This window comes from Bradyrhizobium sp. JR4.1 (assembly GCF_040548605.1).
In the GTDB taxonomy this organism is placed as follows: Bacteria; Pseudomonadota; Alphaproteobacteria; order Rhizobiales; family Xanthobacteraceae; genus Bradyrhizobium; species Bradyrhizobium canariense.
This window is the reverse complement of record NZ_JBEPRY010000010.1, coordinates 45,122-68,557: the sequence shown is the minus strand read 5'-3', so window position 1 is coordinate 68,557 and position 23,436 is coordinate 45,122. Positions and strand designations below refer to the sequence as shown.

General features: G+C 66.0%; 21 protein-coding genes and 2 riboswitches. Of the genes, 18 read left to right on the top strand and 3 right to left on the bottom strand.

Annotation, left to right across the window (positions count from 1 at the left end; translation table 11 throughout):
* Both ABIB90_RS20665 and cobJ read left to right on the top strand, forming a co-directional pair.
* Entirely contained in the window at positions 1 to 732 is a 732-nt protein-coding gene (locus ABIB90_RS20665; RefSeq protein WP_354164616.1) for a precorrin-2 C(20)-methyltransferase, read from the top strand.
* Positions 729 to 1,463 carry a precorrin-3B C(17)-methyltransferase gene (cobJ, locus tag ABIB90_RS20660; protein ID WP_354164619.1) on the top strand — a complete coding sequence of 245 codons (735 nt, stop codon included), beginning with the start codon at positions 729 to 731 and terminating at the stop codon, positions 1,461 to 1,463. The genes ABIB90_RS20665 and cobJ overlap by 4 nt, the downstream gene beginning before the upstream one ends.
* On the opposite strand, the gene ABIB90_RS20655 is transcribed toward cobJ, so the two are convergent.
* Positions 1,439 to 2,185 (bottom strand): cobalt-precorrin-6A reductase, encoded by a 747-nt coding sequence (locus ABIB90_RS20655; RefSeq protein ID WP_354201294.1) that lies wholly within the window; start codon positions 2,183 to 2,185, stop codon positions 1,439 to 1,441. The two genes, cobJ and ABIB90_RS20655, sit on opposite strands and share 25 nt — an antisense overlap.
* On the opposite strand from ABIB90_RS20655, the gene ABIB90_RS20650 reads away from it, so the two are divergent.
* The 8 genes from ABIB90_RS20650 (at position 2,184) to cobT (ending at position 9,391) form a co-directional block, all read left to right on the top strand.
* The gene (locus ABIB90_RS20650) at positions 2,184 to 3,365 is read left to right on the top strand and encodes a bifunctional cobalt-precorrin-7 (C(5))-methyltransferase/cobalt-precorrin-6B (C(15))-methyltransferase (RefSeq protein ID WP_007593154.1); all 1,182 of its coding nucleotides are present in this window, start codon (positions 2,184 to 2,186) and stop codon (positions 3,363 to 3,365) included. The genes ABIB90_RS20655 and ABIB90_RS20650 overlap by 2 nt on opposite strands.
* Complete coding sequence (locus ABIB90_RS20645) at positions 3,362 to 3,730, top strand: cobalamin biosynthesis protein (protein ID WP_007593152.1); 369 nt, start codon at positions 3,362 to 3,364, stop codon at positions 3,728 to 3,730. The genes ABIB90_RS20650 and ABIB90_RS20645 overlap by 4 nt, the downstream gene beginning before the upstream one ends.
* Positions 3,727 to 4,509 (top strand): precorrin-4 C(11)-methyltransferase, encoded by a 783-nt coding sequence (gene cobM / locus ABIB90_RS20640; protein ID WP_007593150.1) that lies wholly within the window; start codon positions 3,727 to 3,729, stop codon positions 4,507 to 4,509. The genes ABIB90_RS20645 and cobM overlap by 4 nt, the downstream gene beginning before the upstream one ends.
* The gene (locus ABIB90_RS20635; RefSeq protein ID WP_007593148.1) at positions 4,509 to 5,819 is read left to right on the top strand and encodes a cobyrinic acid a,c-diamide synthase CobB; all 1,311 of its coding nucleotides are present in this window, start codon (positions 4,509 to 4,511) and stop codon (positions 5,817 to 5,819) included. Before cobM ends, ABIB90_RS20635 begins: the two co-directional genes overlap by 1 nt.
* Positions 5,816 to 6,547, top strand: coding sequence for a uroporphyrinogen-III C-methyltransferase (cobA, locus tag ABIB90_RS20630; protein ID WP_007593145.1), 732 nt, complete (start codon positions 5,816 to 5,818; stop codon positions 6,545 to 6,547). Before ABIB90_RS20635 ends, cobA begins: the two co-directional genes overlap by 4 nt.
* Before the next feature lie 45 nt (positions 6,548 to 6,592).
* Positions 6,593 to 6,812, top strand: a riboswitch (cobalamin riboswitch).
* A gap of 37 nt (positions 6,813 to 6,849) precedes the next feature.
* On the top strand, positions 6,850 to 7,527 hold the full coding sequence (locus tag ABIB90_RS20625) for an energy-coupling factor ABC transporter permease (protein WP_007593143.1): 678 nt from the start codon (positions 6,850 to 6,852) through the stop codon (positions 7,525 to 7,527).
* Between the two features lie 46 nt (positions 7,528 to 7,573).
* Entirely contained in the window at positions 7,574 to 8,323 is a 750-nt protein-coding gene (gene cobF / locus ABIB90_RS20620; RefSeq protein WP_007593141.1) for a precorrin-6A synthase (deacetylating), read from the top strand.
* Between the two features lie 15 nt (positions 8,324 to 8,338).
* Positions 8,339 to 9,391, top strand: coding sequence for a nicotinate-nucleotide--dimethylbenzimidazole phosphoribosyltransferase (cobT, locus tag ABIB90_RS20615; protein ID WP_007593139.1), 1,053 nt, complete (start codon positions 8,339 to 8,341; stop codon positions 9,389 to 9,391).
* On the opposite strand, the gene ABIB90_RS20610 is transcribed toward cobT, so the two are convergent.
* Positions 9,392 to 9,964 carry a histidine phosphatase family protein gene (locus ABIB90_RS20610; RefSeq protein ID WP_007593134.1) on the bottom strand — a complete coding sequence of 191 codons (573 nt, stop codon included), beginning with the start codon at positions 9,962 to 9,964 and terminating at the stop codon, positions 9,392 to 9,394. It lies immediately after the preceding gene.
* Positions 9,965 to 10,035: 71 nt separating this feature from the next.
* Positions 10,036 to 10,237, top strand: a riboswitch (cobalamin riboswitch).
* 117 nt (positions 10,238 to 10,354) lie between these two features.
* On the opposite strand from ABIB90_RS20610, the gene ABIB90_RS20605 reads away from it, so the two are divergent.
* The 7 genes from ABIB90_RS20605 to ABIB90_RS20575 all read left to right on the top strand — a co-directional run bounded on the left by ABIB90_RS20605 (position 10,355) and on the right by ABIB90_RS20575 (position 21,246).
* Complete coding sequence (locus ABIB90_RS20605; protein WP_354164631.1) at positions 10,355 to 12,712, top strand: TonB-dependent receptor; 2,358 nt, start codon at positions 10,355 to 10,357, stop codon at positions 12,710 to 12,712.
* An 11-nt stretch (positions 12,713 to 12,723) separates the two neighbouring features.
* The gene (locus tag ABIB90_RS20600; RefSeq protein WP_354164634.1) at positions 12,724 to 14,151 is read left to right on the top strand and encodes a PepSY domain-containing protein; all 1,428 of its coding nucleotides are present in this window, start codon (positions 12,724 to 12,726) and stop codon (positions 14,149 to 14,151) included.
* A gap of 461 nt (positions 14,152 to 14,612) precedes the next feature.
* Positions 14,613 to 16,622, top strand: coding sequence for a hydantoinase/oxoprolinase family protein (locus ABIB90_RS20595; RefSeq protein WP_354201293.1), 2,010 nt, complete (start codon positions 14,613 to 14,615; stop codon positions 16,620 to 16,622).
* The gene (locus ABIB90_RS20590) at positions 16,619 to 18,199 is read left to right on the top strand and encodes a hydantoinase B/oxoprolinase family protein (protein ID WP_354127553.1); all 1,581 of its coding nucleotides are present in this window, start codon (positions 16,619 to 16,621) and stop codon (positions 18,197 to 18,199) included. Before ABIB90_RS20595 ends, ABIB90_RS20590 begins: the two co-directional genes overlap by 4 nt.
* A 10-nt stretch (positions 18,200 to 18,209) precedes the next feature.
* Positions 18,210 to 19,505 (top strand): class-III pyridoxal-phosphate-dependent aminotransferase, encoded by a 1,296-nt coding sequence (locus tag ABIB90_RS20585; RefSeq protein WP_354164641.1) that lies wholly within the window; start codon positions 18,210 to 18,212, stop codon positions 19,503 to 19,505.
* A gap of 134 nt (positions 19,506 to 19,639) precedes the next feature.
* Complete coding sequence (locus ABIB90_RS20580; RefSeq protein WP_354164644.1) at positions 19,640 to 20,572, top strand: N-carbamoyl-D-amino-acid hydrolase; 933 nt, start codon at positions 19,640 to 19,642, stop codon at positions 20,570 to 20,572.
* Between the two features lie 5 nt (positions 20,573 to 20,577).
* Entirely contained in the window at positions 20,578 to 21,246 is a 669-nt protein-coding gene (locus tag ABIB90_RS20575; RefSeq protein ID WP_354164647.1) for a flavin reductase family protein, read from the top strand.
* On the opposite strand, the gene ABIB90_RS20570 is transcribed toward ABIB90_RS20575, so the two are convergent.
* Positions 21,243 to 21,905, bottom strand: coding sequence for an aspartate/glutamate racemase family protein (locus ABIB90_RS20570; RefSeq protein WP_354164650.1), 663 nt, complete (start codon positions 21,903 to 21,905; stop codon positions 21,243 to 21,245). The genes ABIB90_RS20575 and ABIB90_RS20570 overlap by 4 nt on opposite strands.
* 56 nt (positions 21,906 to 21,961) lie before the next feature.
* Between ABIB90_RS20570 and hydA the strand changes: the two genes are divergently transcribed.
* Positions 21,962 to 23,431: a dihydropyrimidinase gene (gene hydA / locus ABIB90_RS20565; protein WP_354164653.1), complete on the top strand. Its 1,470-nt coding sequence runs from the start codon at positions 21,962 to 21,964 to the stop codon at positions 23,429 to 23,431.
* Positions 23,432 to 23,436: the final 5 nt, after the last annotated feature.

Sequence of the window (23,436 nt, the reverse complement as noted above, 5' to 3'; positions counted from 1 at the left end):
ATGGGACGCATCATCTGCTGCGGTCTCGGCCCCGGCGATCCCGATATGATGAGCGTGCGCGCCGATCGCACGGTGCGCGGCGCCAGGCATGTCGCCTATTTTCGCAAGAAGGGTCGGCCCGGCCAGGCGCGCCGCATCGTCGAGGGCATGTTGGCTACCGACGTCACCGAATATCCCATGGAATATCCTGTTACGACCGAGATCGCCTTCGACACGCCTGAATATGTCCAGCTGCTTGCCGGCTTCTACGACGAATGGTCGGAACGTCTGGCGCGGCTGGCGCGCGCAGTCGACTTGGTCGTGCTCTGCGAGGGCGATCCCTACTTCTACGGCTCTTTCATGCATCTGCACGCGCGCCTGCAGGGCCGCGTCAAGATCGAGGTGATCGCCGGCATTCCCGGCATGGTCGGCTGCTGGAATGGCGTGGGACAGCCGATCGCGCTCGGTGATGACGTGACGACGGTGCTCATGGGCACGCTCGCCGAGGCCGAGCTCGAACGCCGCATGCGCGATTCCGATGCGCTCGTGATCATGAAGACCGGGCGCAATCTCGCAAAGGTGCGCCGTGCGCTCGCGTCCGCCGGACGGCTGGACGACGCGTGGCTGGTCGAGCGCGGCACCATGCCGGGCGAACGCGTGGTGCGGCTCGCGGATATCGATGCTGCCGATTGTCCCTATTTCGCGATCGTGCTCGTGCACGGCAAGGGCCGGCATCCGGACGCCGCCGAATGACGGGCACGCTGACCATCGCGGGACTTGGGCCGGGCAGCGATGCGCTGGTGACGCCCGAAGTCTCCGCCGCGCTTGCCGCCGCGACCGACATTCTGGGCTACGCACCCTATGTCGCGCGTGTGCCGCCGCGACGGGGACTCAAGCTGCATCCCTCCGACAATCGCGAAGAATTACAGCGCGCGAGCGAGGCGTTGCGGCTCGCGGCCGAAGGCGGGCAAGTCGTCATCGTGTCCTCCGGCGACCCCGGTGTCTTCGCGATGGCCTCCGCCGTGTTCGAGGCGCTCGAACAGGCGCCGCAATGGCGGGAGCTGCCGATCCGTGTGCTGCCCGGCATCACCGCGATGCTGGCGGCCGCCGCGCGCGCCGGCGCGCCGCTCGGCCATGATTTCTGTGCGATCAATCTCTCCGACAATCTCAAGCCGTGGGCGGTGATCGAGAAGCGCCTGCGGCTCGCCGCGGAAGCCGATTTTGCCATTGCGATGTATAATCCGCGCTCGGCGAGCCGGCCGGAAGGATTTGGCCGTGCGCTCGCAGTGCTGAACGAGGCCGGCTGTGGCGAGCGCCTCGTGATCTTCGCGCGCGCGATCAGCGCCGCCGATGAAAGGATCGAGACCGTCAGGCTGAACGAAGCGACACCCGAAATGGCCGACATGCGCACGCTGGTGATCGTCGGCAACTCGCAGACACGCCGCGTCGGCCGCTGGGTCTATGCGCCGAGGCAGGTGCGATGACCGAGCCGCTGCATGATCTCGGCCACGCTCTCGACCCGCAATCGTTCCGGCAGTTGCGGTCGCGCGATCATGATCACGGGCAGGCCGAGCACCCGCGCAGCGTCGATCTTGGCGCGCGCGCCGTCGCCGCCCGAATTGCGGGCAACGATCCGGGTGATGCCTCGCGCCCGCATCATCTCCAGCTCGCCCTCAAGCGTGAACAGCCCGCGCGACACGATGACGTCCGCGGCAAAGGGGAGCGGCGCTTCGGGCGGATCGACGAATCTCAGCGTGTAGGCGTGCTGCGGCTTTGTCGCGAAAGGTGCGATGTGCTGGCGGCCGATGGCGAGGAACACATTTGCCGCCGCCTCCGGCAGTGCGGCGACCGCGGCGTTGACATCAAATATTTCGATCCAGTCGTCGCCGGGCGCTTTGGTCCAGGGCGCACGTTCGAGAGCGATCAGCGGCGTGCCAGTTTCCGCGCATGCCGCGACCGCATTGCGGCTCATCTCGGCGGCAAAGGGATGCGTCGCATCGACCACATGCGTGATGTCTTCGCGTCGGATGTAATCGGCAAGACCGCTGACGCCACCAAAACCGCCGATGCGGGTCGGCAGCGGCTGACCGGCGGGCGCACGTGTGCGGCCGCCGTAGGAATACACGGCGTCGATGCCGGCGCGCGCGATCTCCGTCGCGAGCAGGCTCGCGTCGGCCGTTCCGCCCAAAATGAGGGCGCGTGTCATGGCTGATCCCTGGCTGACCATCATCGGTATCGGCGAAGATGGCCTTGCCGGGCTGTCCGAAGCAAGCCGAAAGGCGCTCGATGATGCTGAAACTGTCTTTGGCGGTGAACGGCATCTTGCACTGGCCGGTGTAACCGGGTGCGGCCGTCCATGGCCGGTGCCATTCGATGCAGATGTCGTGCTGAGCTGCCGCGGCCGTCCGACTGCGGTGCTCGCCTCCGGCGATCCGTTCTGGTTTGGCGCCGGCGCGAGCCTTGCCGAGAAGCTCCATGGCGACGAATGGATCGCGCATCCGGCTCCCTCGACATTCTCGCTCGCCGCCGCGCGACTAGGCTGGCGCCTTGAAGCGATTGCCTGTCTTGGTCTCCATGCCGCGCCATTCGAGCGCCTCGTGCCACATCTGGCGCACGGTGCACGCATCATTTGCCTCGTGCGCGACGCGAAGGCGGCCGGCGATCTCGCGAAATGGCTGACGGCGCGCGGATGGGGTGCCTCGGCATTCTGGACGCTCACCGCGCTTGGCGGGCCGCGCGAAAGTATCGACGCGCATCGCGCCGATAGCTTCGCAGACCGTCTTGCCGGAACTCTGGTCGCGGTGGCCGTGGAGGCGAGAGGAGCGCAGGGCCTTCCCCGCAGCTCGGGACTATCGGACGAACTCTTCGTCCATGACGGCCAGATCACTAAGCGTCCGGTCCGTGCGCTTGCGCTCTCGGCGCTGGCGCCGCGTCCCGGTGAACGGCTGTGGGACATTGGTGCTGGCTCCGGCTCGATCTCGGTCGAGTGGGCGCTGAGCGGCGGGACGGCGATCGCCGTCGAGGCGCGCGAGGATCGCGCCGCGAACATTCGCAACAACGCAGCGGCGTTCGGGTTGGCGCATCGGATCACAGTCATCGCGGGAAAGGCGCCTGAAGCCCTTGCTGCGCTGGACGGGCCTGACGCCGTGTTTATCGGCGGCGGGCTCGACATCGCGATGTTCGACGCCGTCTGGTCGCGGCTCGCATCCGGAACGCGATTGGTTGCCCATGCAGTGACGCTGGAGACGGAAGCGCTGCTGGGTGAGCTGCACCAGCGCCACGGCGGCGACTTGATCCGGGTCGAGCTTGCGCATGCCACTCCGCTCGGCCGCTACCGGTCCTGGGAGGCGGTGCGGCCCGTGGTGCAATGGAGTGCGGTCCGATGAAGGTCGCCGGGCTCGGATTCAAAAAGGATGTCACGCTGGCCTCGCTGCATGAGGCGCTTCTGGCGGCCGGCGGTCCCGAGGGCCTCGCAGCATTGGCAACGGTCAGCGACAGGGCCGACGCGGAGGTGTTGAAGCAGCTCGCGCGCGAATGCGGCGTGCCGATCAAGGCGGTCGCCGCCGAAATGCTGGCCGGCATCGACACGCCGACCCAATCAAAACTCGTTGCCGAAAAATTCGGGACGGGATCGGTCGCCGAAGCGGCGGCTCTCGCGGTGGCTGGACCTCGCGCGCGATTGATTGCGACGCGGGTGGTCTCGCAGGATCGCACCGCGACCGCGGCGATCGCGGAGGGAGACGGCGCATGACGGTGCATTTCATCGGGGCAGGGCCGGGCGCCCCTGACTTGCTGACATTGCGCGGCCGCGACCTGATCGCCGTCTGTCCGGTTTGCCTCTATGCCGGCTCGCTGGTGCCCGAAGGCGTGCTGGCGCATTGCCCGCCCGGTGCGCGGATCGTCAACACCGCGCCGCTGTCGCTCGAGGAGATCGTCGCGGAGATCGCCGCCGCACATGCTGATGGCAAGGACGTTGCGCGGCTGCATTCCGGTGATCTCTCGATCTGGTCGGCGATGGGTGAGCAGCTTCGCCGCCTGCGCACGCTCGACATTCCCTACACGGTGACGCCTGGTGTTCCCTCCTTCTCGGCCGCCGCGGCTGCGCTGGAGGCCGAGCTGACGCTGCCCGGCCTTGCCCAGACGGTGATTTTGACGCGCACGCCGGGCCGCGCCAGCGCGATGCCGGAAGGCGAGAACCTCGCCGCCTTCGCCGCCACCGGCGCGGTGCTCGCCATCCATCTGTCGATCCATCTGCTCGACAAGGTCGTCGCCGAGCTGACGCCGCATTACGGCGCGGATTGCCCGGTCGCGATTGTCTGGCGTGCGAGCTGGCCCGACCAGCGCATCGTCCGCGCCACGCTCGCAACACTCGACGCTGCTGTCGGCAGCGAGATGGAGCGCACCGCATTGATCCTGGTGGGCAAGACGCTGGGCTCGGCGGATTTCTCCGAGAGCCGTCTCTATGCCGCCGATTACGACCGCCGCTACCGGCCGGTCGGCGCCGAGCCGCGCTTTCCGGAGGTGTCGTGATGGCAGCAGGGCTCGTCATCTCCGCCCCGGCCTCCGGCGTCGGCAAGACGACGCTGACGCTGGCGCTCGCCCGCGCCTGGCGCAACAGCGGATTGCGGGTGCAGTGCTTCAAGAGCGGCCCCGATTACATCGATCCCGCGTTTCATGCAGCCGCTACGGGACGCGCCTCGGTCAACGTCGACAGCTGGGCGATGGATCGCGGGACAATCTCGCATCTCGTCAGCCGCGGCATTGACGCCGATGTCGTGCTGGCCGAAGGCTCGATGGGTCTGTTCGACGGCGTCGCCGCGCGCGGCGTCTGCGGCACCGGAGCGACCGCCGACATTGCAGAGATGCTGGACTGGCCGGTGCTGCTGGTGATCGATCCCTCGGGACAGGCACAGACGGCGGCGGCGATCGCCGCAGGCCTTCGCGATTACCGCGCGGGTGTTCGCCTCGCAGGCGTCGTGCTCAATCGCGTTGCGAGTCCACGCCACGAAGCCCTCGTGCGCCGTGCGCTGCTGGATGTCGGCATCGCCGTGTTCGGTGCGCTGCCGCGACACGCCGAGATCAGCCTGCCGAAGCGACATCTCGGGCTGGTGCAGGCCGAGGAGCAGGCGGAAATCGGCAAGCTGATCGACGAGGCTGCGCGCTTTGTCGCCGAGCATGTCGATCTCGACGCAGTGCTGCGTTCGGCCGCCACCTGGTCCCCGCAACCTGCCGCGAGCGGCGTCAACGTGACGCCGCCCGGTCAGCGCATTGCGTTGGCCCGTGACGCCGCGTTCTCCTTCGTCTATCCGCATATGCTGGAAGCGTGGCGCGCGGCGGGTGCGGAGATATCGACATTCTCGCCGCTGGCTGATGAGGACCCTGATCCGGGCGCCGATGTGTGCTGGCTGCCGGGCGGCTATCCCGAGCTGCACGCCGGCAAGATCGCGGCCAATGCGCGCTTCCGCAGCGGATTGCGCGCATTCGCCGAAACGCGCCCGGTGCACGGGGAGTGCGGAGGCTATATGGTGCTGGGCACCGCTTTGACCGACGCCGACGGCATCAGCCACGAGATGACGGGCCTGCTCGGCCTGGAAACAAGCTTTGCCAAGCGCCGCATGCATCTGGGCTATCGCCTCGCCGAGCTCACAGCGCCGATGCCGGGGCATCGGGCGGGTGCACGCCTGCGTGGCCATGAATTCCACTATTCGACGATCCTCGCGCAGCCCGACACGCCGCTGGCGGTCGTGCACGACGCGACAGGCGCCGTCATCGCCGAGACCGGCTCGCGCCGGGGACAAGCCACCGGCGCGTTCTTCCATCTGATCGCGGAGGACCGGTGAGCGGTTTTGTCTCCTTCGTCTCCGCCGGCCCCGGCGATCCCGAGCTCCTCACGCTCAAGGGAGCCGCGCGCCTGCGCGAGGCCGACGTCGTGCTCTATGACGATCTTGCTTCGGGCGCGATCCTCGATCTGGCCCGGCCCGGCGCCAATCTCGTCGCGGTGGGGAAGCGGGCGGGACGGCCCTCGACCAAGCAGCACCATGTCAACCGCTTGCTGGTCGACTATGCCGTAACGGGCGCGCGCGTGGTGCGGTTGAAGTCGGGCGATGCTGGCATCTTTGGCCGGCTCGAGGAGGAGCTCGAGACGCTGCGCGAAGCGGGCATCGGCTTCGAGATCATTCCCGGCGTCACCTCGGCCTGTGTCGCCGCCGCGCAAGCCGGCATTCCGCTGACCCGGCGTCACACCTCCCGCCGCGTGCAGTTCGTGACCGGGGCGGACGTCACCGGCGAGCTGCCGCCAGATCTCAATTGGGTGGCGCTGGCCGATCCGGAGGCGACGACCGTGGTCTATATGGGCCGGCGGACGTTCCCGGCGCTTGTCGTCAAATTGATCGAGCACGGCCTCTCCCCAACCACTCCGGCGGTGTTTGCCGAATCGCTCGGCCGTCCCGATGAGCGGTTGGTCCGCACCACCATTTCGGAACTTGCCGAGCAACTTGCGCGGGGCGGGGCGGCCTCGACGGCGGCCGTGATCCTGTTCGGCGCGCTGGCGGGGGATTATCCGTCATGACCGCCTCGTCCGCCCTTCGCCCCTTGACGCCCGGCCGGCGAAAGGGGCACACAGGAGAGGCATGGTGCTCGACGCGGCGCAAAGCGCCGGAGCATAATCGGGAATGGGGATGGGCGGACCCAGTTGCGGCGCTCAAAACCCCAGCCGCCCCCGCGACTGTAAGCGGTGAGGGACTTCGATCAGCCACTGGGCCGCAAGGCCCGGGAAGGCCGGAGACTCCCAGTGAACCGCGAGCCAGGAGACCGGCCGTGCACGTTTTGAGGCCAAGGCCGTCGGGTGTGACGGCAAGAAGGATCTGAGCCATGCATATCGAACCCGGACTAGTCTCGGACGCCAAGCTCGTGCTGAGTTACGCAACCGGCATCGCCGTCGGCGGTGTTGCCTTGAAGCTCGCGGTCGAGACCGTGCGCGAGCAGGGCATCACGTCGTTCGCGGCGCGGACGCTCGCCACCACGGGACTCGTGTTTATCTTCTTCGAGATCCTGCCGCACTTCCCCGTCGGCGTCTCCGAGGTGCACTTCATCCTCGGCTCGACCTTGTTCCTGCTGTTTGGCGCTGCGCCTGCGGCCTTCGGCCTCGCGTTCGGCCTGCTGTTCCAGGGCATCTTCTTCGAGCCGCCCGACCTGCCGCAATATGGCATGAACGTCACCACGCTGCTGGTGCCGCTGTTCGGGATCCAGGCGATCGCCACGCGGATCATTGCGCGCAACACGGCCTATGTCGATCTGAAGTATCGCCAGGCGCTGGCGCTTTCGACGACCTATCAGGCGGGCGTCATCGCCTGGGTGGCGTTCTGGGCGGTCTATGGCGCCGGTTTTGGCGCGACCAACCTCGTCAACATCGCGACCTTCGCGGCGTCCTATGCGCTGGTCATCGTGATCGAGCCGCTCGCCGATCTCGGCGTGCTGGCGCTGGCGAAGTCGTTGCGCGGCGTCACCGCGCCCGGCCTCGTCACCCCGCGTTTGCACAACGCGGCTTAAGTGACAAGCGAACGGGCGGCCGTCATGGCCGCCCTTCGCAGGCACGATGCTCACGCTCTCCCTGATAGGCATCGGTTGCGGCGATCCCGAGCAGCTCACGCGCGCCGCGATTACTGCCATCAACGCGGCTGATCTCGTCCTGATCCCGCGCAAGGGGACGGCCAAGTCCGATCTCGCCGATCTCAGGCGGACGATCTGCGCCGATGTGCTCGCCAGCGACACGACGCGCATTGCCGAGTTCGATCTGCCCGTCCGCGACGCCGCTGAAGCGGACTATCGCAAGGGCGTGGACGATTGGCACGATGCCGTGGCCGCTGCCTGGTCGCAGACGATCGCAGATCATCTCGAAGGCGAGGGCAATGTCGCAATATTGATCTGGGGCGATCCCTCGCTTTATGATTCCTCGCTGCGCATCGCGCGGCGGCTCGATCCCTTGCCTGACATCAGGGTCGTTCCCGGCATCACCTCGATCCAGGCGCTGTGCGCGGCGCATGCGCTGCCGCTCAACGATATCGGCGAGCCATTTCTGGTCACGACCGGCCGTCGCTTGCGCGATGGCGGCTGGCCGCAAGGTGTCGATACAGTGGTGGTGATGCTCGACGGCGGCACGGCGTTCCAGTCGCTTGATCCGGAAGGCCTGCACATCTGGTGGGGCGCCTATCTCGGCATGGCCGATCAGATCGTCATGTCCGGCGCGCTGGCCGAGATCGGCCCGCGTATCGTCGCGGTGCGGCAAGAGGCGCGCGAACGGCACGGCTGGATCATGGACAGTTACATCCTCAAGCGCAGGCCGTGAGGCAAGCGAGGCAGCATGCTCCCCGAATGGATCACCCAACAATGCCCTGATATTTCGGCAGTCCATCGCGACGCGGCGGTGGCGCGACAGGCGCAACTGACGAAACCGACCGGCGCGCTCGGCCGGCTCGAGCAGCTCGCGATTGAGCTTGCGGGCCTGCAAGCAACCGAGCAACCGCGCGCGGCCCGGGTTCCGATCATCATCTTCGCCGGCGATCACGGCATCGTCGCGCAGGGCGTCTCGGCCTATCCGCAAGAAGTGACCATCGCGATGCTGGCGAATTTCGCCTCCGGCGGTGCCGCGATCTCGGTGCTGGCGCGTGAGCTGGGCTCCAGCCTGGAGGTCGTCGACGCCGGCACGCTGGCGCAGGAGGAGATGGCTGGAATCGTGACCGACAAGCCGCGCAGCGGCACGCGCGATTTCAGCGTCGAAGCTGCGCTCACCTCCACAGAGCTGGCATTCGCCTTCGAATCCGGCCGACGTGCGGTGACGCGCGCGCAGGCCGGGCAGCCCGATCTTCTGATCTTCGGCGAGATGGGCATCGGCAACACCACGACATCGGCGGCGATCGCGGCCGCCTTGCTCGGCGTGAGCGCGGAAGAGATCGCGGGCAGCGGCACCGGCATCGACGCGGCCGGCCGTGTGCACAAGGCGCGGGTGATCGACGCCGCGATCGCACGTCATGGCATTACGGGCGCGTCGCCCGAAAAGATCCTGTGCGCCGTCGGCGGCCTCGAGATTGCGGCCATCTGCGGTGCCATTATCGCGGCTGCACAGGGCCGCATCCCCGTGTTGATCGACGGCTTCATCGTATCGGTCGCGGCACTTGCTGCGGCGCGGTTGAATCCCTCGTGCCAGCCGTTCCTGCTGGCATCGCATCAGTCCGCCGAGCAGGGGCATCGGCTGGTGCTTCGCGCGCTGAATGTGCAGCCGCTGATCAGCCTCGATCTCAGGCTCGGCGAAGGATCGGGGGCGGCCATCGCGCTGCCGCTGGTGCGGTCGGCCTGTGCGCTCCACAACGGGATGGCGACCTTTGCGCAGGCCAATGTGCCTGATCGTCCGGCCTGATCAAATCGTCCGCTGATTGACCGAGACGATGCGCCAGCCGGTCGAGAGCCGGTCGATCCGAGTCAGCGACAGCGGATCGATCACAAAGCGCAGGGCCGCTTTTGGCGTCAGATCCAGCGCGATGCACAGCGCCGCACGGATCGTGCCGGAATGCACGACGAGCGTTGCGGCCCCGCTGCTGATCTTCGACAAACCCAGCCGCACCCGCGCGACCTGATCCTCAAAGCTTTCGCCGCCCGGCGGCCGTGCGCGCGCCGGATCGCTCCAGAACCGTGCATAGGCCTCGCCACCAGTCGCGGCGAGCTCGTCATGCCGACGACCGGTCCAGTCGCCAAAATTCTGCTCGCTGAATTCGTCCAGCTGCAGCGGCTCGAGCCCCAGCGCGTGGGCCGTTTCGACCGTGCGACGCGACGGGCTCGCATAGCTCGCGGCGTCCTGCGCCAGACGCTGCCGCAGCGCCCCCAGCTGCGCGCGATCGCCGAGATCGGCCGGTGCGTCGGCCGCATGGATCGTCCCCGTGACGCCATCGACGGGCGCGTGCCGTATCAGCCAGAGGAAGGTCTCGCCTTCCATGCTTATCTCCGAGGAAGTTGTCGTTGTGGCAATAACGCCGCAACTGGCACATTGACTCTGTCTTGATCGTAATCCTAGATGCTCGCGACGGTTTCCCCGAGAGGGGATGAAAAGGGAATGCGGTGCGGGGACATTGTCCCCAATGCCGTGGCTGCCCCCGCAACTGTAAGCGGCGAATCTTGCGTCACGAGCCACTGGGTATCTCGGTCCCGGGAAGGCGACGCAAGGTAGTGACCCGCGAGCCAGGAGACCTGCCGTCAGCCGTGGTCACACGCGAAGATGTCGGTCGGGGAGTACAGACATTCGGCTTCATCGGAAGGCTTATAAGCCGGAAGATGGGACCTTGGTTCGCTGTGACGTGCCACTGACGTCATACCGAGGTCCAAGACCGTGTCTCCTGTTCGCATTGTACGACCGCGTGCGTTCCTGCTCGCATCCGCCGCGCTCACATCCCTTGCCGCGCTTGATCCTCCCGGCGCACTGGCGCAGCAGGCCCGCGAACCTCTGCCGCCGGTCGAGGTGACGCCGGCCCAATCCCGCAAGCAGGCCAGGCCGGCCGGCCGAGAAGCGCAGGGCCCACGCCGCGCAGCTGCGCGCCGGCCGGCGGCTGCATCTGTAGCGCCCAAGCCCGTCGTGCCGACCGCGGCAGCACAGACGCCGCTCAACACCAATGCAGTCGCCGAAAGCGCCTCTCGCCTCGGCCTGACCGTGCGCGAAACGCCCGCGACCGTGGAGGTGATCTCGGCCGCAACCATGCGCGAGCAGGGCTACCGCACCGTGTCCGACGTCGCGCAGGGAGCGGTTGGCGTCACAGCCGGCGACAATCCGGCCGAGCCTTCGGCTTTCTCGATGCGCGGTTTCACCAACAGCCAAATCAACACGCTCTACAACGGCATCAAGATCGGTCCGCAGAACATGACCTCGCGGATCACCGACACGGCCAATCTGGAAGCTGTCGAATTCCTGAAGGGTCCGGCGTCACTGATGTCGGGCGAGGGCGCCGCCGGCGGCGCGATCAACTTCGTCACCAAGCAGCCGCACACCGGTCCGATCCGGAACGAGGCGGATTTCTCCTGGGATTCGCTGAACTCGTTCCGCGCGCATTACGGCTCGGGCGGCAGCACCAATGTGCAGGGGCTGGACTACCGTTTCGACGTCAGCCGTTCCTCGCTCAACGGCTTTGCCGACGACACCAACACGAAGACGCTCGATGTGTCGGGCCAGCTCAACTATCGCATCTCCGATAGCCTCAAGGTCTGGGGCGCGATCGAGTACCGCGAGGATCGCTCGAAAGCCTATTGGGGCGCGCCGCTGGTGCCGATTGCCTTCAGCGGCTCGCATGCGACGACGGGGATCGTGTCCGGCAATTACATCTCGAACTACAACAAAACCAATCTCGGTGCGGTCACGATCGATGACCGCACCTTCAACACCAACTACAACGTCCTCGACAACAGGAACGTCGCGCAGGAGGTCTGGTTGCGCGGCGGTTTCGAGCTGAAGCTCGCGCCAGACCTGACGCTGAAGAGTCAGGCCTATGGCTACGGCGCGGAGCGCACGTGGTTCAACAATGAGGTCGAGGCGTTCAATTCCGGTACCAACATGGTGGATCGCGAGCGTTTCTACGTCGCGCACAGCCAACGCTTGGTCGGCAACGTCACCGACTTGATCTGGGATGCGAATATCGCCGGCCTTGACAACCGTTTGGTCACGACGCTGTCCTCAAGCTACCTTGATTTCGTGAGGCCGGGCGCCGCAAATTTCCCTGGCGATTCCGTTCCGCTGGTCGATCCGCCTCGCGGCTACTACGGCCTGCTCACTATTCAGCAGCAGACTGCGCGCATCGATAATGAGGCGCTGTCATTCGAGGACCGGCTGAAGCTCACGCGCAGCTTCGCGCTGGTTGGCGGCCTGCGCGTCGAGCATATCGGGCTCGACCGTAATTCGACCGACAAGTTCGGTCTGGAGAAGGCGAACTTCCCGTTCTCGCAATCCTGGGCGCCGACCACGGGCCGTATCGGCTACACGTGGGAAGCGGTTCCGGGCCTGACCTTCTTCAGCCAATATGCGACCGGCGCCGACATCGCGGCCAACAACATCTTCCTGCTCAATCCGACCGATCCGCTCAACCTGACCACCGCGCGCACCTACGAGACTGGTGTCAAGCACCTGTTCTGGGACAACCGGGCGGAGTGGTCGTTCTCGGCCTACGACATCCTGCGCAAGAACGTCTATGCCGCGGCAGGCGGCATGCAGCTCAACCTGGCCGGACGGCAGGAGTCGAAGGGCGTCGAGCTGGCCGCCTCGGTGCGTCCGATCGAGCCTCTGCGTCTCTGGGGCAACATCGCCTATGTCGATGCGCGCTACGCCGACTACAATTTTGTCGGCGGCTCGTTCTCCGGCAACACGCCGCCGAACGTGCCACGCGTCGTCGCCAATGCCGGCGCGTCATACCGGTTCTTCACGCCCTGGGCGGTCGAGTTCGGTATCACCGGCCGCCATGTCGGCGACCGCTACAACACCGATGCCAACACCGTGACGCTGAAAGCCTACACTGTTGCGGACGTCTACGCTTTCGTCGACATCCCCAAGACCGTGTTCAACGCCGTCGAGCAGGCCCGCCTGACCTTCCGGGTGCGCAACATCGCCGACAAGCGTTACGCGATCTGGGGCGATCCATTCTATCCCGACCAGATCCTGCTGGGCGCGCCGCGCACCTACGAGATCTCGGCCGCGTTCAAATGGTAGGACGCTGATCGATGATGCGCGCGATCGTCCTGCTGCATCGATGGCTCGGGATCGCGTTCTGCCTGCTGTTCGCGATGTGGTTCGCGACGGGAATCGTGATGCACTTCGTTCCGTTTCCGTCCCTGACGGAAGCGGAACGCTTTGCCGGGCTCGTGCCGTTGGCTAGCGCGGAGACGGGGCTTGCGGTCGCCGATGCCGTTGCCGCGAGCGGGATTGCGGATGCGACGCGCGTTCGCCTGATCCAGCGCAGTGATGGACCGGTCTATGTCGTCGCGGGGCCGTCGCGCGCGGGCGCAGTCCGCGCCTCCGGCGGGGTCGGCGCCTCGGTCGCGTCTTCCGAGGTCGCGCTGGCCATCGCGCGAGACCACGCACGCAGCCGTGGGCTGGATGCCGCGCGTGCCGCGATCGTTGCGCGCTCGGACTATGACCAATGGAGCGTGCCGAACGGCTTTGACCGCCATCGGCCCCTGTTTCGGGTTGCCCTGGGCGACGCCGCCGGAACGGAGCTCTATGTCTCCTCGCTCACCGGCGAAATCGTTCTGGATACGACGCGCAGCGAGCGCGGATGGAATCTCGCCGGAAGTGTGCTGCACTGGATCTATCCGACAGTTCTGCGAAGCAACTGGTCGCTGTGGGATCGCGTGGTCTGGACCTTGTCGCTGCTGGCCCTGATCGCAGCTTTGCTTGGCGCTGTGCTCGGGCTTGCGCGGATCAAACCTCAAAGCGGTCTGATCGGGTCGCCCTATCGTGGCTGGCATGCGCTGCATCATCTCATCGGCCTCGCGGCGATGGTCTTCGTGCTGAGCTGGATTTTCAGTGGCTGGCTCTCCATGGATCACGGACGGCTGTTCTCGCGTGGGCAATTGACCTCGGCTGAATCCAGCGTGATGAACGCCCCACCGAACTGGACGGCGGCCCGATCGCTCGATCGCCAGCCCGTATCGCCGTCGGTCCGCGAGATCGAATGGTTTGCCTTCAACGGCACTCTCTATCGGCGGGATCGCACGGGCGTTGCCGCTCAGACCTTGATCAAGGCAGGGGATGCGCCGCGCGACGGACCAACGGGATCTCTGGATGTCCACGAGGTCCAGGGGCTGACCGCGCGCCTCGCAGCCGGCTGCGGCGCACCGTCGATACTTGCCGACAACGACAACTATCCCGCGCAGTCCACCGTCCCTGGTGCCCCGGTCTACCGCTCCTCCTGCGGCGACCTCTGGTTCGACATCGACGGCGCCGACGGCAATTTGCTGCAAAGGCTGGATTCGTCGCGGCGGGCTTATCGCTGGTTCTACGGCGCGCTGCACACGTTGGACTTTCCGGTCCTGGTCGCGCATCCGTTGCTGCGCGACGGCTTGGTCGTCGGGCTCTGCGCCCTCGGCTTTCTGTTCTCCATCACGGGCATCGTCATCGGCTCGCGTCGCCTGGTCGCGAGGCGTTGAGTGGGCAAAACGACCGCTTACTGATCGTACAATAAAGAGAGGCTGAGCCGACTGCCATGCATAGCTCATAAGCAATCGTATGGTCCGTAGCGCCGATCGATCGCCTGCAAATTAGACAGTGCGTCCGCGGCGAGTGGATTGCAGTGCAGCGGATGTGCCGTTTCGTCCGGGAAAACTCGTGGTGCGCTGCACTTAGCGCGCGTGGAACGATCCACACCGATGTGCACTCCCTGCGGGCAGCGCTGCACTAAAATGTGCCTCGGCGGGCAGCGCCGGTTGCGTGCTGGTCCTGTGCGTTGCGACAACGCTGGCCCTATCCGAAGCCCATCGCTCTGTCGCACGCTCGCAAGCAGTGGCATGACAGGGGATGACGATGAGCGCTCTCGGTTTGCGATTGAACCTCGCGAAGGACGGGAAGCACCCGGCGTCCGGTTCGAACGTCGTCCGCAGCTGACCCACGCATGAACACTGACGAAAATCACTGGGAGGTCGGCACCGATATCGGTGGCACCTTCACCGACATCATCGCGATCCGGCACTCCCCCGCGGAGGCGCGGATCGCGAAAGTGCCGTCGCGACCTCAAGCTCCGGTTCAGGCGATGCTGGAGGCAATCGAGGCGGTGGGCCTGCGCAAGAGCGAGGTCAAGCGCTTCGTCCACGGCACCACGCGCGTAACCAATGCCATCGTCGAAGGACGTTTGCCGAAAGTGGCGCTGGTGGCGACCGAAGGCTTTTCCGACGTGCTGGAGATCGCGCGCTACCGCCGCCGCGATCTCTACCGTCTCGACATTCCGCCGAAATCGTCGCCGCTCGTGCCGCCGGAACGATGTTTTGGGCTTGCCGAGCGCCTCGATCACGAGGGAAAGGTGCTGAAGGCGTTGGATGAAGCGGAGATCGAGCGCCTGGTGGCCTGGCTGAAGGGGACCGGCGTGCAGAGCGTCGCGGTCGCACTGCTTCACGCCTATGCCAATCCTGTCCACGAGAAAATGCTCGGCGAGCGGCTCAAGGGCGTCGTTGCCCACGTCTCGCTGTCGCACGAGGTCAATCCCGAGGCGCGCGAATACGAGCGGACCTCGGCGACCGTGTTCAACGCGGCCGCCATGCCGATCGCGGTGGAGTATCTCAGCGAACTGGAACTGCGACTGCCGATCGGTCCCGGCCTGCAGGTGTTTCATTCGGCCGGCGCCATGGTCCCGATCTCCGCCGTGAAGCGGCGGCCGCTGGTGATGGCGATGTCGGGCCCGGCGGCCGGCGTCTCCGCATCCGTCAGCATCGCGCGCCAGCTCGGCACATCGCGGATGCTGACGTTCGACATGGGCGGCACCACGACCGACGTGTGCCTGATCGTCGACGGCCAGGCCGAGATGACAGACGGCCGCATGCTCGGCGACAAGCCGCTGCGCCAGCCGATGCTTGCGGTTCACTCGATCGGCGCGGGCGGCGGCTCGATCGTGCGCAATGGTCCCGGCGGCCTGACCGTCGGACCGGAAAGCGCCGGCTCAGAGCCTGGACCGGCTTGCTACGGCCGCGGCGGTACCGAGCCGACCATCACCGACGCCAACGCCGTGCTCGGCTATCTCAATCCCGAAACCAAACTCGGCGACCGGATCGGAATCGACATCCGGGCAGCCAATGGTGTCATCGCGCCGATCGCGCGCGCTTTGGGGCTGAGCCTGACCGAAACCGCGCTCGGCATCATCAAGGTCGCGAACGCGACAATGGCGCGTGCGCTCCGCCGCGTCACGGTCGAGCGCGGCATCGACGGACGCGACTGCACGCTGCTCGCCTTTGGCGGTGGTGGCCCGATGCACGCCGCGGGGCTTGCCGATCTCTACGGAATTGCCGAGGTCGTCGTTCCCAGTGCATCAAGTGCTTTTTCGGCGCTGGGCTGTCTCACTGCCGATTTCAGCTTCCTCCAGCAGCAAACCTTGCGTGCTGCGCTTGACGGCATCGACCTCGCCCGCGTGTCGGAACGGATCGGGGTGCTGATTGACGATGCTTCGGCGCCGCTCGTCGCCAACGGCGTGGCCGCGACCGAGATTCAGGTCGAGCTGGTGGCCTTGATGCGCTACGCCGCGCAGAACGACGCCATTCCGGTTCCGTTTGCGCGACCGCTCGACGTCATCACGCTGAAGAAGGATTTTCTGGCCCGGCACCACGAGCTGTTCGGCTATGCGACCGGCGAGAGCTGCGTCATCGAATCCGTGCGGGTGCAGGCGCGCCGTCCGTCGCGCACCGTCGTGAGCCGGCCGTCCGTCGCGGTGAGGGCGGTCTCCACCGGCGAGCGCATCTGCTCGTTCGACGGCTTTCACGACATCGCAACAAGCATCATCGACCGCGCCTCGTTGACCGAGATTGTCAGCGGTCCGGCCATCATTGAAGACGCATGGTCGACCGTGGTGGTCCCGCCCGGCTGGCAGGCGCGGCCCGACGTTTCAGGCAATCTGTTCCTGACGCGGGTGGCCCCATGAAGATCGATCCGTTCGTCGTCGAGGTCATCAGGCACGGGCTCTCGGCCGCGGCCGAGGAGATGAGCCTGGTGATGACGCGCTCGGCGCGCTCGCCGCTGCTGCGCGAGGCCGGCGACCTGTCGTCGGCGATCACGGACGGCCGGGGCGACCTGGTCGGGCAGGGCCGCGACATCCCGATCCATCTCGGCGCGATGGCCTATACGGTTCTCGAATTGTTGAAGGTGGTGCCGCGGGACAGCCTGAACGAAGGCGATGCACTGATCTACAATGTCGGCCCGCTCGGCGGCAATCATCTCAACGACGTCAAGGTCGTGCGCCCCGTCTTCGTCGACGGCGAGATCGTGGCGTTCGCGGTCAGCCTCGCGCATTGGCCCGATATCGGCGGCACCTGGCCCGGCAGCTATTTTGCGAAAGCGATCGACACCTTCCAGGAGGCGATGCGCATTCCGCCGGTTCTGATCGCCACGGCAGCGGGCGTCAATACGCCGATCGTGCAGCTGCTCAAGGCCAATGTTCGCGATCCCGAATCCTGCGAGGGCGATCTTCTCGCCCAGATCGCCGCAACGAAAGCCGGCGAGAAGCGCATCTTCGAGCTTTGCCGCGAGCACGGCAAGGCAGTCTTCACGGCGGCGCAGGCGCGCCTGCACGATCTCTCCGAAATCGAGATGCGCGAGGCGTTGCGCGATCTGCCGGATGGCGTCTACGAGGGCGAGGATTATCTGGACGACGGCGGCGTCAACGCCGCGCCAGCGCGCATTCATGTCAAGATCACCATTGCAGGCGACGAAGCGACCTTCGATCTCTCGGGAAGCTGCGACCGCGTCTCGAATTTCTGCAACACCACGCCGTTCATGGCGCGCTCGGCGGTAGCCTATGCCGCGCGCATCATGAGCGGGCGCGACATGAACCAGAACGCGGGCGCGTTGCGGCCGCTGACCATCATCACGCGCCCGGGCTCGATCCTGGAGCCGGGGTGGAATGCCTCGGTTGCGGCCGGCAACCACGAGACCTCGATGCGCATCGTCGATGCGATCTTCCGCGCGATGCAGGATACCATTCCCGAGCGTCTGTCGGCCGGCGGGGCGACCACGGCGGGCGTCCTGTTTTTTGCCGAACCGCGGCAAAACGGTTCATGGAAGATGCTTTACGAGGTCCACGGCGGTGGCGAGGGCGCGCGGCATGATCGGGACGGCATCTCAGCGACGCGGGTGCATCTGTCCAACACCTCGAATACGCCGGTCGAGGTGATCGAGGCGAATTACGCGATCCAAGTCGAGCAGCAGGCCATTCGCAGGCATTCCGGCGGCGCGGGCGCCCATCGCGGCGGAGACGGAGTCGTGCGCACCTATCGTATCCTGGCGCCGTCGATGCATCTGACCACCTGCATCGAGCGCATGGTGATCGCGCCGTTCGGCATGCAGGGCGGCGAACCCGGCAAGCCCTGCCGCATCTCGCTGATCCGGCAGGGCGCGAACGTCGCGATCGACGGCAAGTCGAACCTGGTGCTGCAGCAAGGCGATCTCGTCAACATCGAGACCTGCGGCGGCGGTGGCTACGGCGCCGAGGCTGCGGAATGAAGGGATTGCAATGAGCAGATTGTTGCGAACCGGGCTGAATGCCGGCGACAGCGCGCCCATGGCCGTGGTCGGCGGCGAGGGCGTCTATTTTCATCTGTCGGATGGTCGCAAGCTCATCGACGGCAGCAACACCGGCGGCGGTCTCGGACATCGTCATCCCGCGATGGTGGAGGCGATCCGCCGCGCGGCGGATACGCCCGTCGTGAACGAGGGGTGGACCTGGGTCGGCCGCGAGCAGGCCGCTGACGATTTGATGGCCATCGCCTTCAAGGGCGAAGAGGATTGGGTCGGTGCGGTGCGCTTCTGCATCAGCGGCAGCGAGGCCAACGACATGGCGCTGTCACTTTGCCAGGCGCTGACGCAGCGGTCCGCGCTGGCAACGCGCGAACGCGCCTATCACGGCATTACAGGCCTGTCGCGCAGTATGACCGTGCAGCCGCAATGGCATGGCGGCCTCGCGGTGCACTCAGGCGGCTCGAAGCTGCCGGCGCCGATGGCGCCGGTGCGGATATTGCCGGCGCCGGATGGCGCGATCTATGGTGCGCCCGCCAACAATGTTCCCCCACGCGAATATCTGGCCGATGCCACGCGCCTGCTTTCGGACACCGCAGCGACGATCATCGACTACACGCAGGGCGGCATCTATTACGACGGCGCCTATCAGGACGAGGTGGCGCGTTGCGCGCGGCAGGCTGGCTCCTACTGGATCGCCGACGAAGTGGTGACCGGCACCGGCCGCGCTGGGCGCTGGTTCGCCTTCCAAGGCGCCGAGAGCCGTCCTGATATCGTGACGCTCGGAAAATCGCTCGGTGGCGGTGCGGCGGCGGTTGCCGCGGTCGTAGTGTCGAAAGATATCGTCGAAAGGCTCAAGGGCACGAGCTGGCAGAACTACGGCACGTTGCGTGGGCATCCCATCAGCATGGCCGCCGTCAGCGCCTATCTGAAGGTCGTCAGTGAAGAGAAGATTCTGGAGCACGTGAAGGGCGTCGAAAAGCTGTTCGCCCGCCGCCTGCTCGCCATCGCGCAGAAACATCCGAGCGTACAGCGCGTGGCCGGGCAGGGGCTGCACTGGACCGTGGAGCTGCACGGCCCGGACTGGCGCTCCTGGCACGCCGACACCACCGAGGTGCCGATCGCCTCGCGCGTCGCGGAGCGGGCCCTGGAGGCAGGCGCCGTGATCGGCACCAGCGGCGAGCAAACTTCGCTGTTCCTCGCGCCGCCACTCGTGATTTCCGAGCATGAGGTCGGGCAGCTTCTGGATGCACTGGACCACGGTCTCGATGTTGCGGATGCGGAACAAAAATGAGCGCGGATCGTGCAGCGCACACTATGATGATCGGCAGGCAGCGGCCGGAACGCCCCGGCGACGCTGCGTTATGCAGCCGCGTGCCGGCAAGTGATTGAAATTGTAGCTTCGAAGACATCACCAGGAAATCGCTGATGCGTATTGTCAATGTTGCCGCTGCCCAGATGGGCCCGATCCAGAAAGCCGACAGCCGCGAGGCCGTGGTCAAGCGCATGATCGCGCTGATGGATGAAGCCAAGAGCAAGGGCGCCGACCTGATCGTCTATCCGGAACTGGCGCTGACGACCTTCTTCCCGCGCTGGTATGTGGAGAACCGGGCCGAGTTCGACAATTGGTTCGAGCGCGAGATGCCGAACGCTGCGACGAGGCCGTTGTTCGAGCGCGCGGCGCAGCACCAGATGGCGATGAATTTCGGCTATGCGGAGCTGACGCCTGATGGACATCACTTCAACACCGCTGTTCTCACCGACAAGTCGGGCAAGATCGTCGGCAAATATCGCAAGATCCATTTGCCCGGCCATGTGGAATACGACACCAAACGCTCGCACCAGCATCTGGAAAAGCGCTATTTCGAGCCGGGCGATCTCGGCTTCAACGTCTGGCGCGAGCTCGGCGGCATCATCGGCATGGCCATCTGCAACGACCGCCGCTGGCCCGAGACCTATCGCGTGATGGGCTTGCAGGGCGTCGAGATGGTGCTGATCGGCTACAACACGCCGTCCGTGAATGCGGAGAGGAGCGATGAGGGCGTCGAGAAACGCCTGTTCCACAATCGCCTCTCGGCGCAGGCCGGCGCCTATCAGAACGCGACCTGGGTCGTCGCGGTGGCCAAAGCCGGTAACGAGGACGGACACCCGCTGTTCGGCGGCAGTCTGATCGTCGATCCCAATGGCGAAATCGTCGCCGAAGCGAAGACGGAGGAGGACGAGCTGCTGGTCCACGCCTGCGACCTCGATGCCACCACCTTCGGCAAGACCACGATCTTCAATTTCGCACAGCACCGCCGCATCGAGCACTACGGCCTGATCACCAGCCGAACCGGCGCGGTGCCGCCGCCGGAGAAGTAACGTCGATGACTGGCCAGACCACATCGGGCATATTGTTACGCGAGCTCGATCCGCGCGATCGCTACAAGCTGCTTTGCGGCGTGGTGGTGCCGCGGCCGATCGCGCTGGTGACGACGCTCGATGCGAACGGGGCGGTCAACGCTGCGCCGTTCAGCTTCTTCAACGTGTTCTCGGAGAGTCCGGCGCTGATCGTGCTCGGGCTTCAACACAAGCCGGATCACAGCCCGAAGGACACCACCCGCAACATCCATCGCGACGGCGAGTTCGTCGTTCACATGGTTGATGAGGCGCTCTCCGCAGCGATGAATGACTGCGCGGTCGATTTCCCGTCCGGTGACAGCGAGGTCGCTGCGGCAGGGCTCGCGACCCTTCCCTCAATCGACGTGAAGGTACCGCGCCTCGCCGCAGCGCCCTTCGCGCTCGAATGCCGGCGCCATGTCGCGCTGAGCTTCTCGCCCGATCGCGAACTGCTCGTCGGCGAAGTGCTCCGGGTTCACGCCCGCGAGGGCCTCGTCAACGAGGCCAACATGTATGTCGACCTCGACGCCTACCGCCCGATCGGCCGCATGTTCGGCAATCTCTATACGACGCAGCGGGACACGTTCACGCTTGTCCGCGAGAGCCACGCGCAATGGATCGCGCGGCAGGACGCCAAAGAGCTGAAGGACGCCTAGTGATTCGAGAATTGCACCGTACCCAGCGCCATCGTGACGGCCGCCTGCGTCGGGTCGATCACGGCAATGCCGAGCGCGTCTTCGAGGGGACGGCGATGGCGCGCCATGCCGGCGCAGCCCATCACGATGGCGCGGGCGCCGTCCTCGTCGCGCAGCGCGCGGCCGATTTCGATCATCCTGGCCAGCGTGCCTTCGCCCGAGGCGGTTTCGGCGACGCTCATGTTGAGAGGCTGCTCGCCGGCGAGGCGTTCGGTCAGTCCCATCTGCCTGAGATAGCGCATGTGACGCGGGATCGAGCGCTGGGCGATCGCGATGACGCCAAAGGTCTCGGCGCGGGCCAGCGCCGTCAGCACGCCGCACTCGGCGATGCCGAACACGGGCCGGTCGGTGCCTTCACGGCAGACCTGAAGCCCGGGATCGCTGTAACAGGCGATGACAAAGGCGGCCGAGCTGTTGTCGCTCTCGACCAGCCGGCGCAGCGGCATCGCGACGCCATCGACATCGGCCTGGCTTTCAATGCCGAACGGTCCCTCGGCCAGCGTCTGGCAGACCAGTTCGGGGCCGCCCTCGAAACCGAGCGGCTTCAGCGCGTCCTCCAGCCCCTGCGTGACCGCGGGGTTGGAATTCGGATTGATGACGAGAATGCGCGGCCGGGCCATGATGGTTTTCCTGCGGAATGGCGATCACTTGGCTTTAGGCTATCACGGAGTGCCTCATGACTGAACCAGTTTACGACCTGATCATCCGCGGCGGCCGCGTCGCCACCACGACCGACGTGTTCGAGGCCGACGTCGCGATCTCCGGCGAGACCATCGCCGCTATCGGCCGCGGGCTTCCGCCTGCGAAGCGCGAGATCGACGCGCGCGGCAAGCTGGTGCTGCCAGGCGGCGTCGACAGCCACGCCCATATCGAGCAATTGTCCGCTGCCGGCATCATGAACGCCGACACCTTCGAGAGCGCGACCGTCTCGGCCGCTTTTGGCGGTACGACCACGGTGATCCCGTTTGCCGCCCAGCATGTCGGCATGAAGCTGCCGCAGGTGGTGGAGGATTATCACGCGCTGGCCAAGAAGGGCGCCGTGATCGACTACGCCTTTCACATGATCATCGCCGATGCGACCAAAGAAACGGTCGAGGAGCATATCCCCGCGTTGGTGAAGCAGGGGCATGCGTCGATCAAGATCTTCATGACCTATGACCGGCTCAAGGTCGACGACGAGCCGCTGCTGGATATCCTTCTGGCCGCGCGCCAGTCCGGCGCGATGTTGTGCGCCCATGCCGAAAACCACGGCATCATCGCCTGGATGGTGAAGCGCCTGCTCGCGCGCGGCTACACGATGCCGAAATATCACGCCGTCAGCCACGCCCGCGTGTCCGAGGCGGAGGCCTTCACCCGGTTGATCGGCATGGCGGCGCTAATCGACCAGCCCATCATGATCTTCCATGTCTCGACTGCCGAAGGCGCCAAGGTGATCCGCGACTCCCGCGGGCAGGGGCTGAAGGTGTTTGCCGAGACCTGTCCGCAATATCTGTTCCTGACCGCCGCCGATCTCGACAAGCCCGGGGCGGAAGGCGCCAAGTGGATGTGCAGCCCGCCGCCGCGGACGCATTCGGACCAGGAGGCGCTGTGGCAGGCGCTATCGCTGGGCGATCTCCAGACCATCTCGTCGGATCACGCGCCGTATCGCTACGACGAGACCGGCAAGCTGCGTGCCGGTCCCAATCCCAACTTCAAGCAGGTCGCCAATGGCCTGCCGGGACTGGAACTGCGCTTGCCGTTGCTGTTCGACGCGATGGTGTCGAACGGGCGGCTGGGCCTGGAAAAATTCGTGGAGCTGACCGCGACCGCGCCAGCAAAAATCTACAATCTGCATCCGCGCAAGGGCTCGATCGCGGTCGGCGCCGATGCCGATATCGCGATCTGGGATCCCGATCGTGAGACCGTGATCGCCGACGAGATGATGCACGACCTCGCCGGCTATACGCCGTTTGCGGGACGGAAGTTGAAGGGCTGGCCGGTGTCGGTGCTGTCGCGCGGGCGGGTGATCATCGACGGCAACAGGTGCCTCGCGAGCGCTGGCAGCGGCCAGTTCCTGGCACGCAGCGGCGGCGAGGCGGCCAAGCCGACGGGACGGCTCGTCGCCGACATGGATCCGGAACGGAATTTCGGAGCGAAGCTACTGTGATGGTG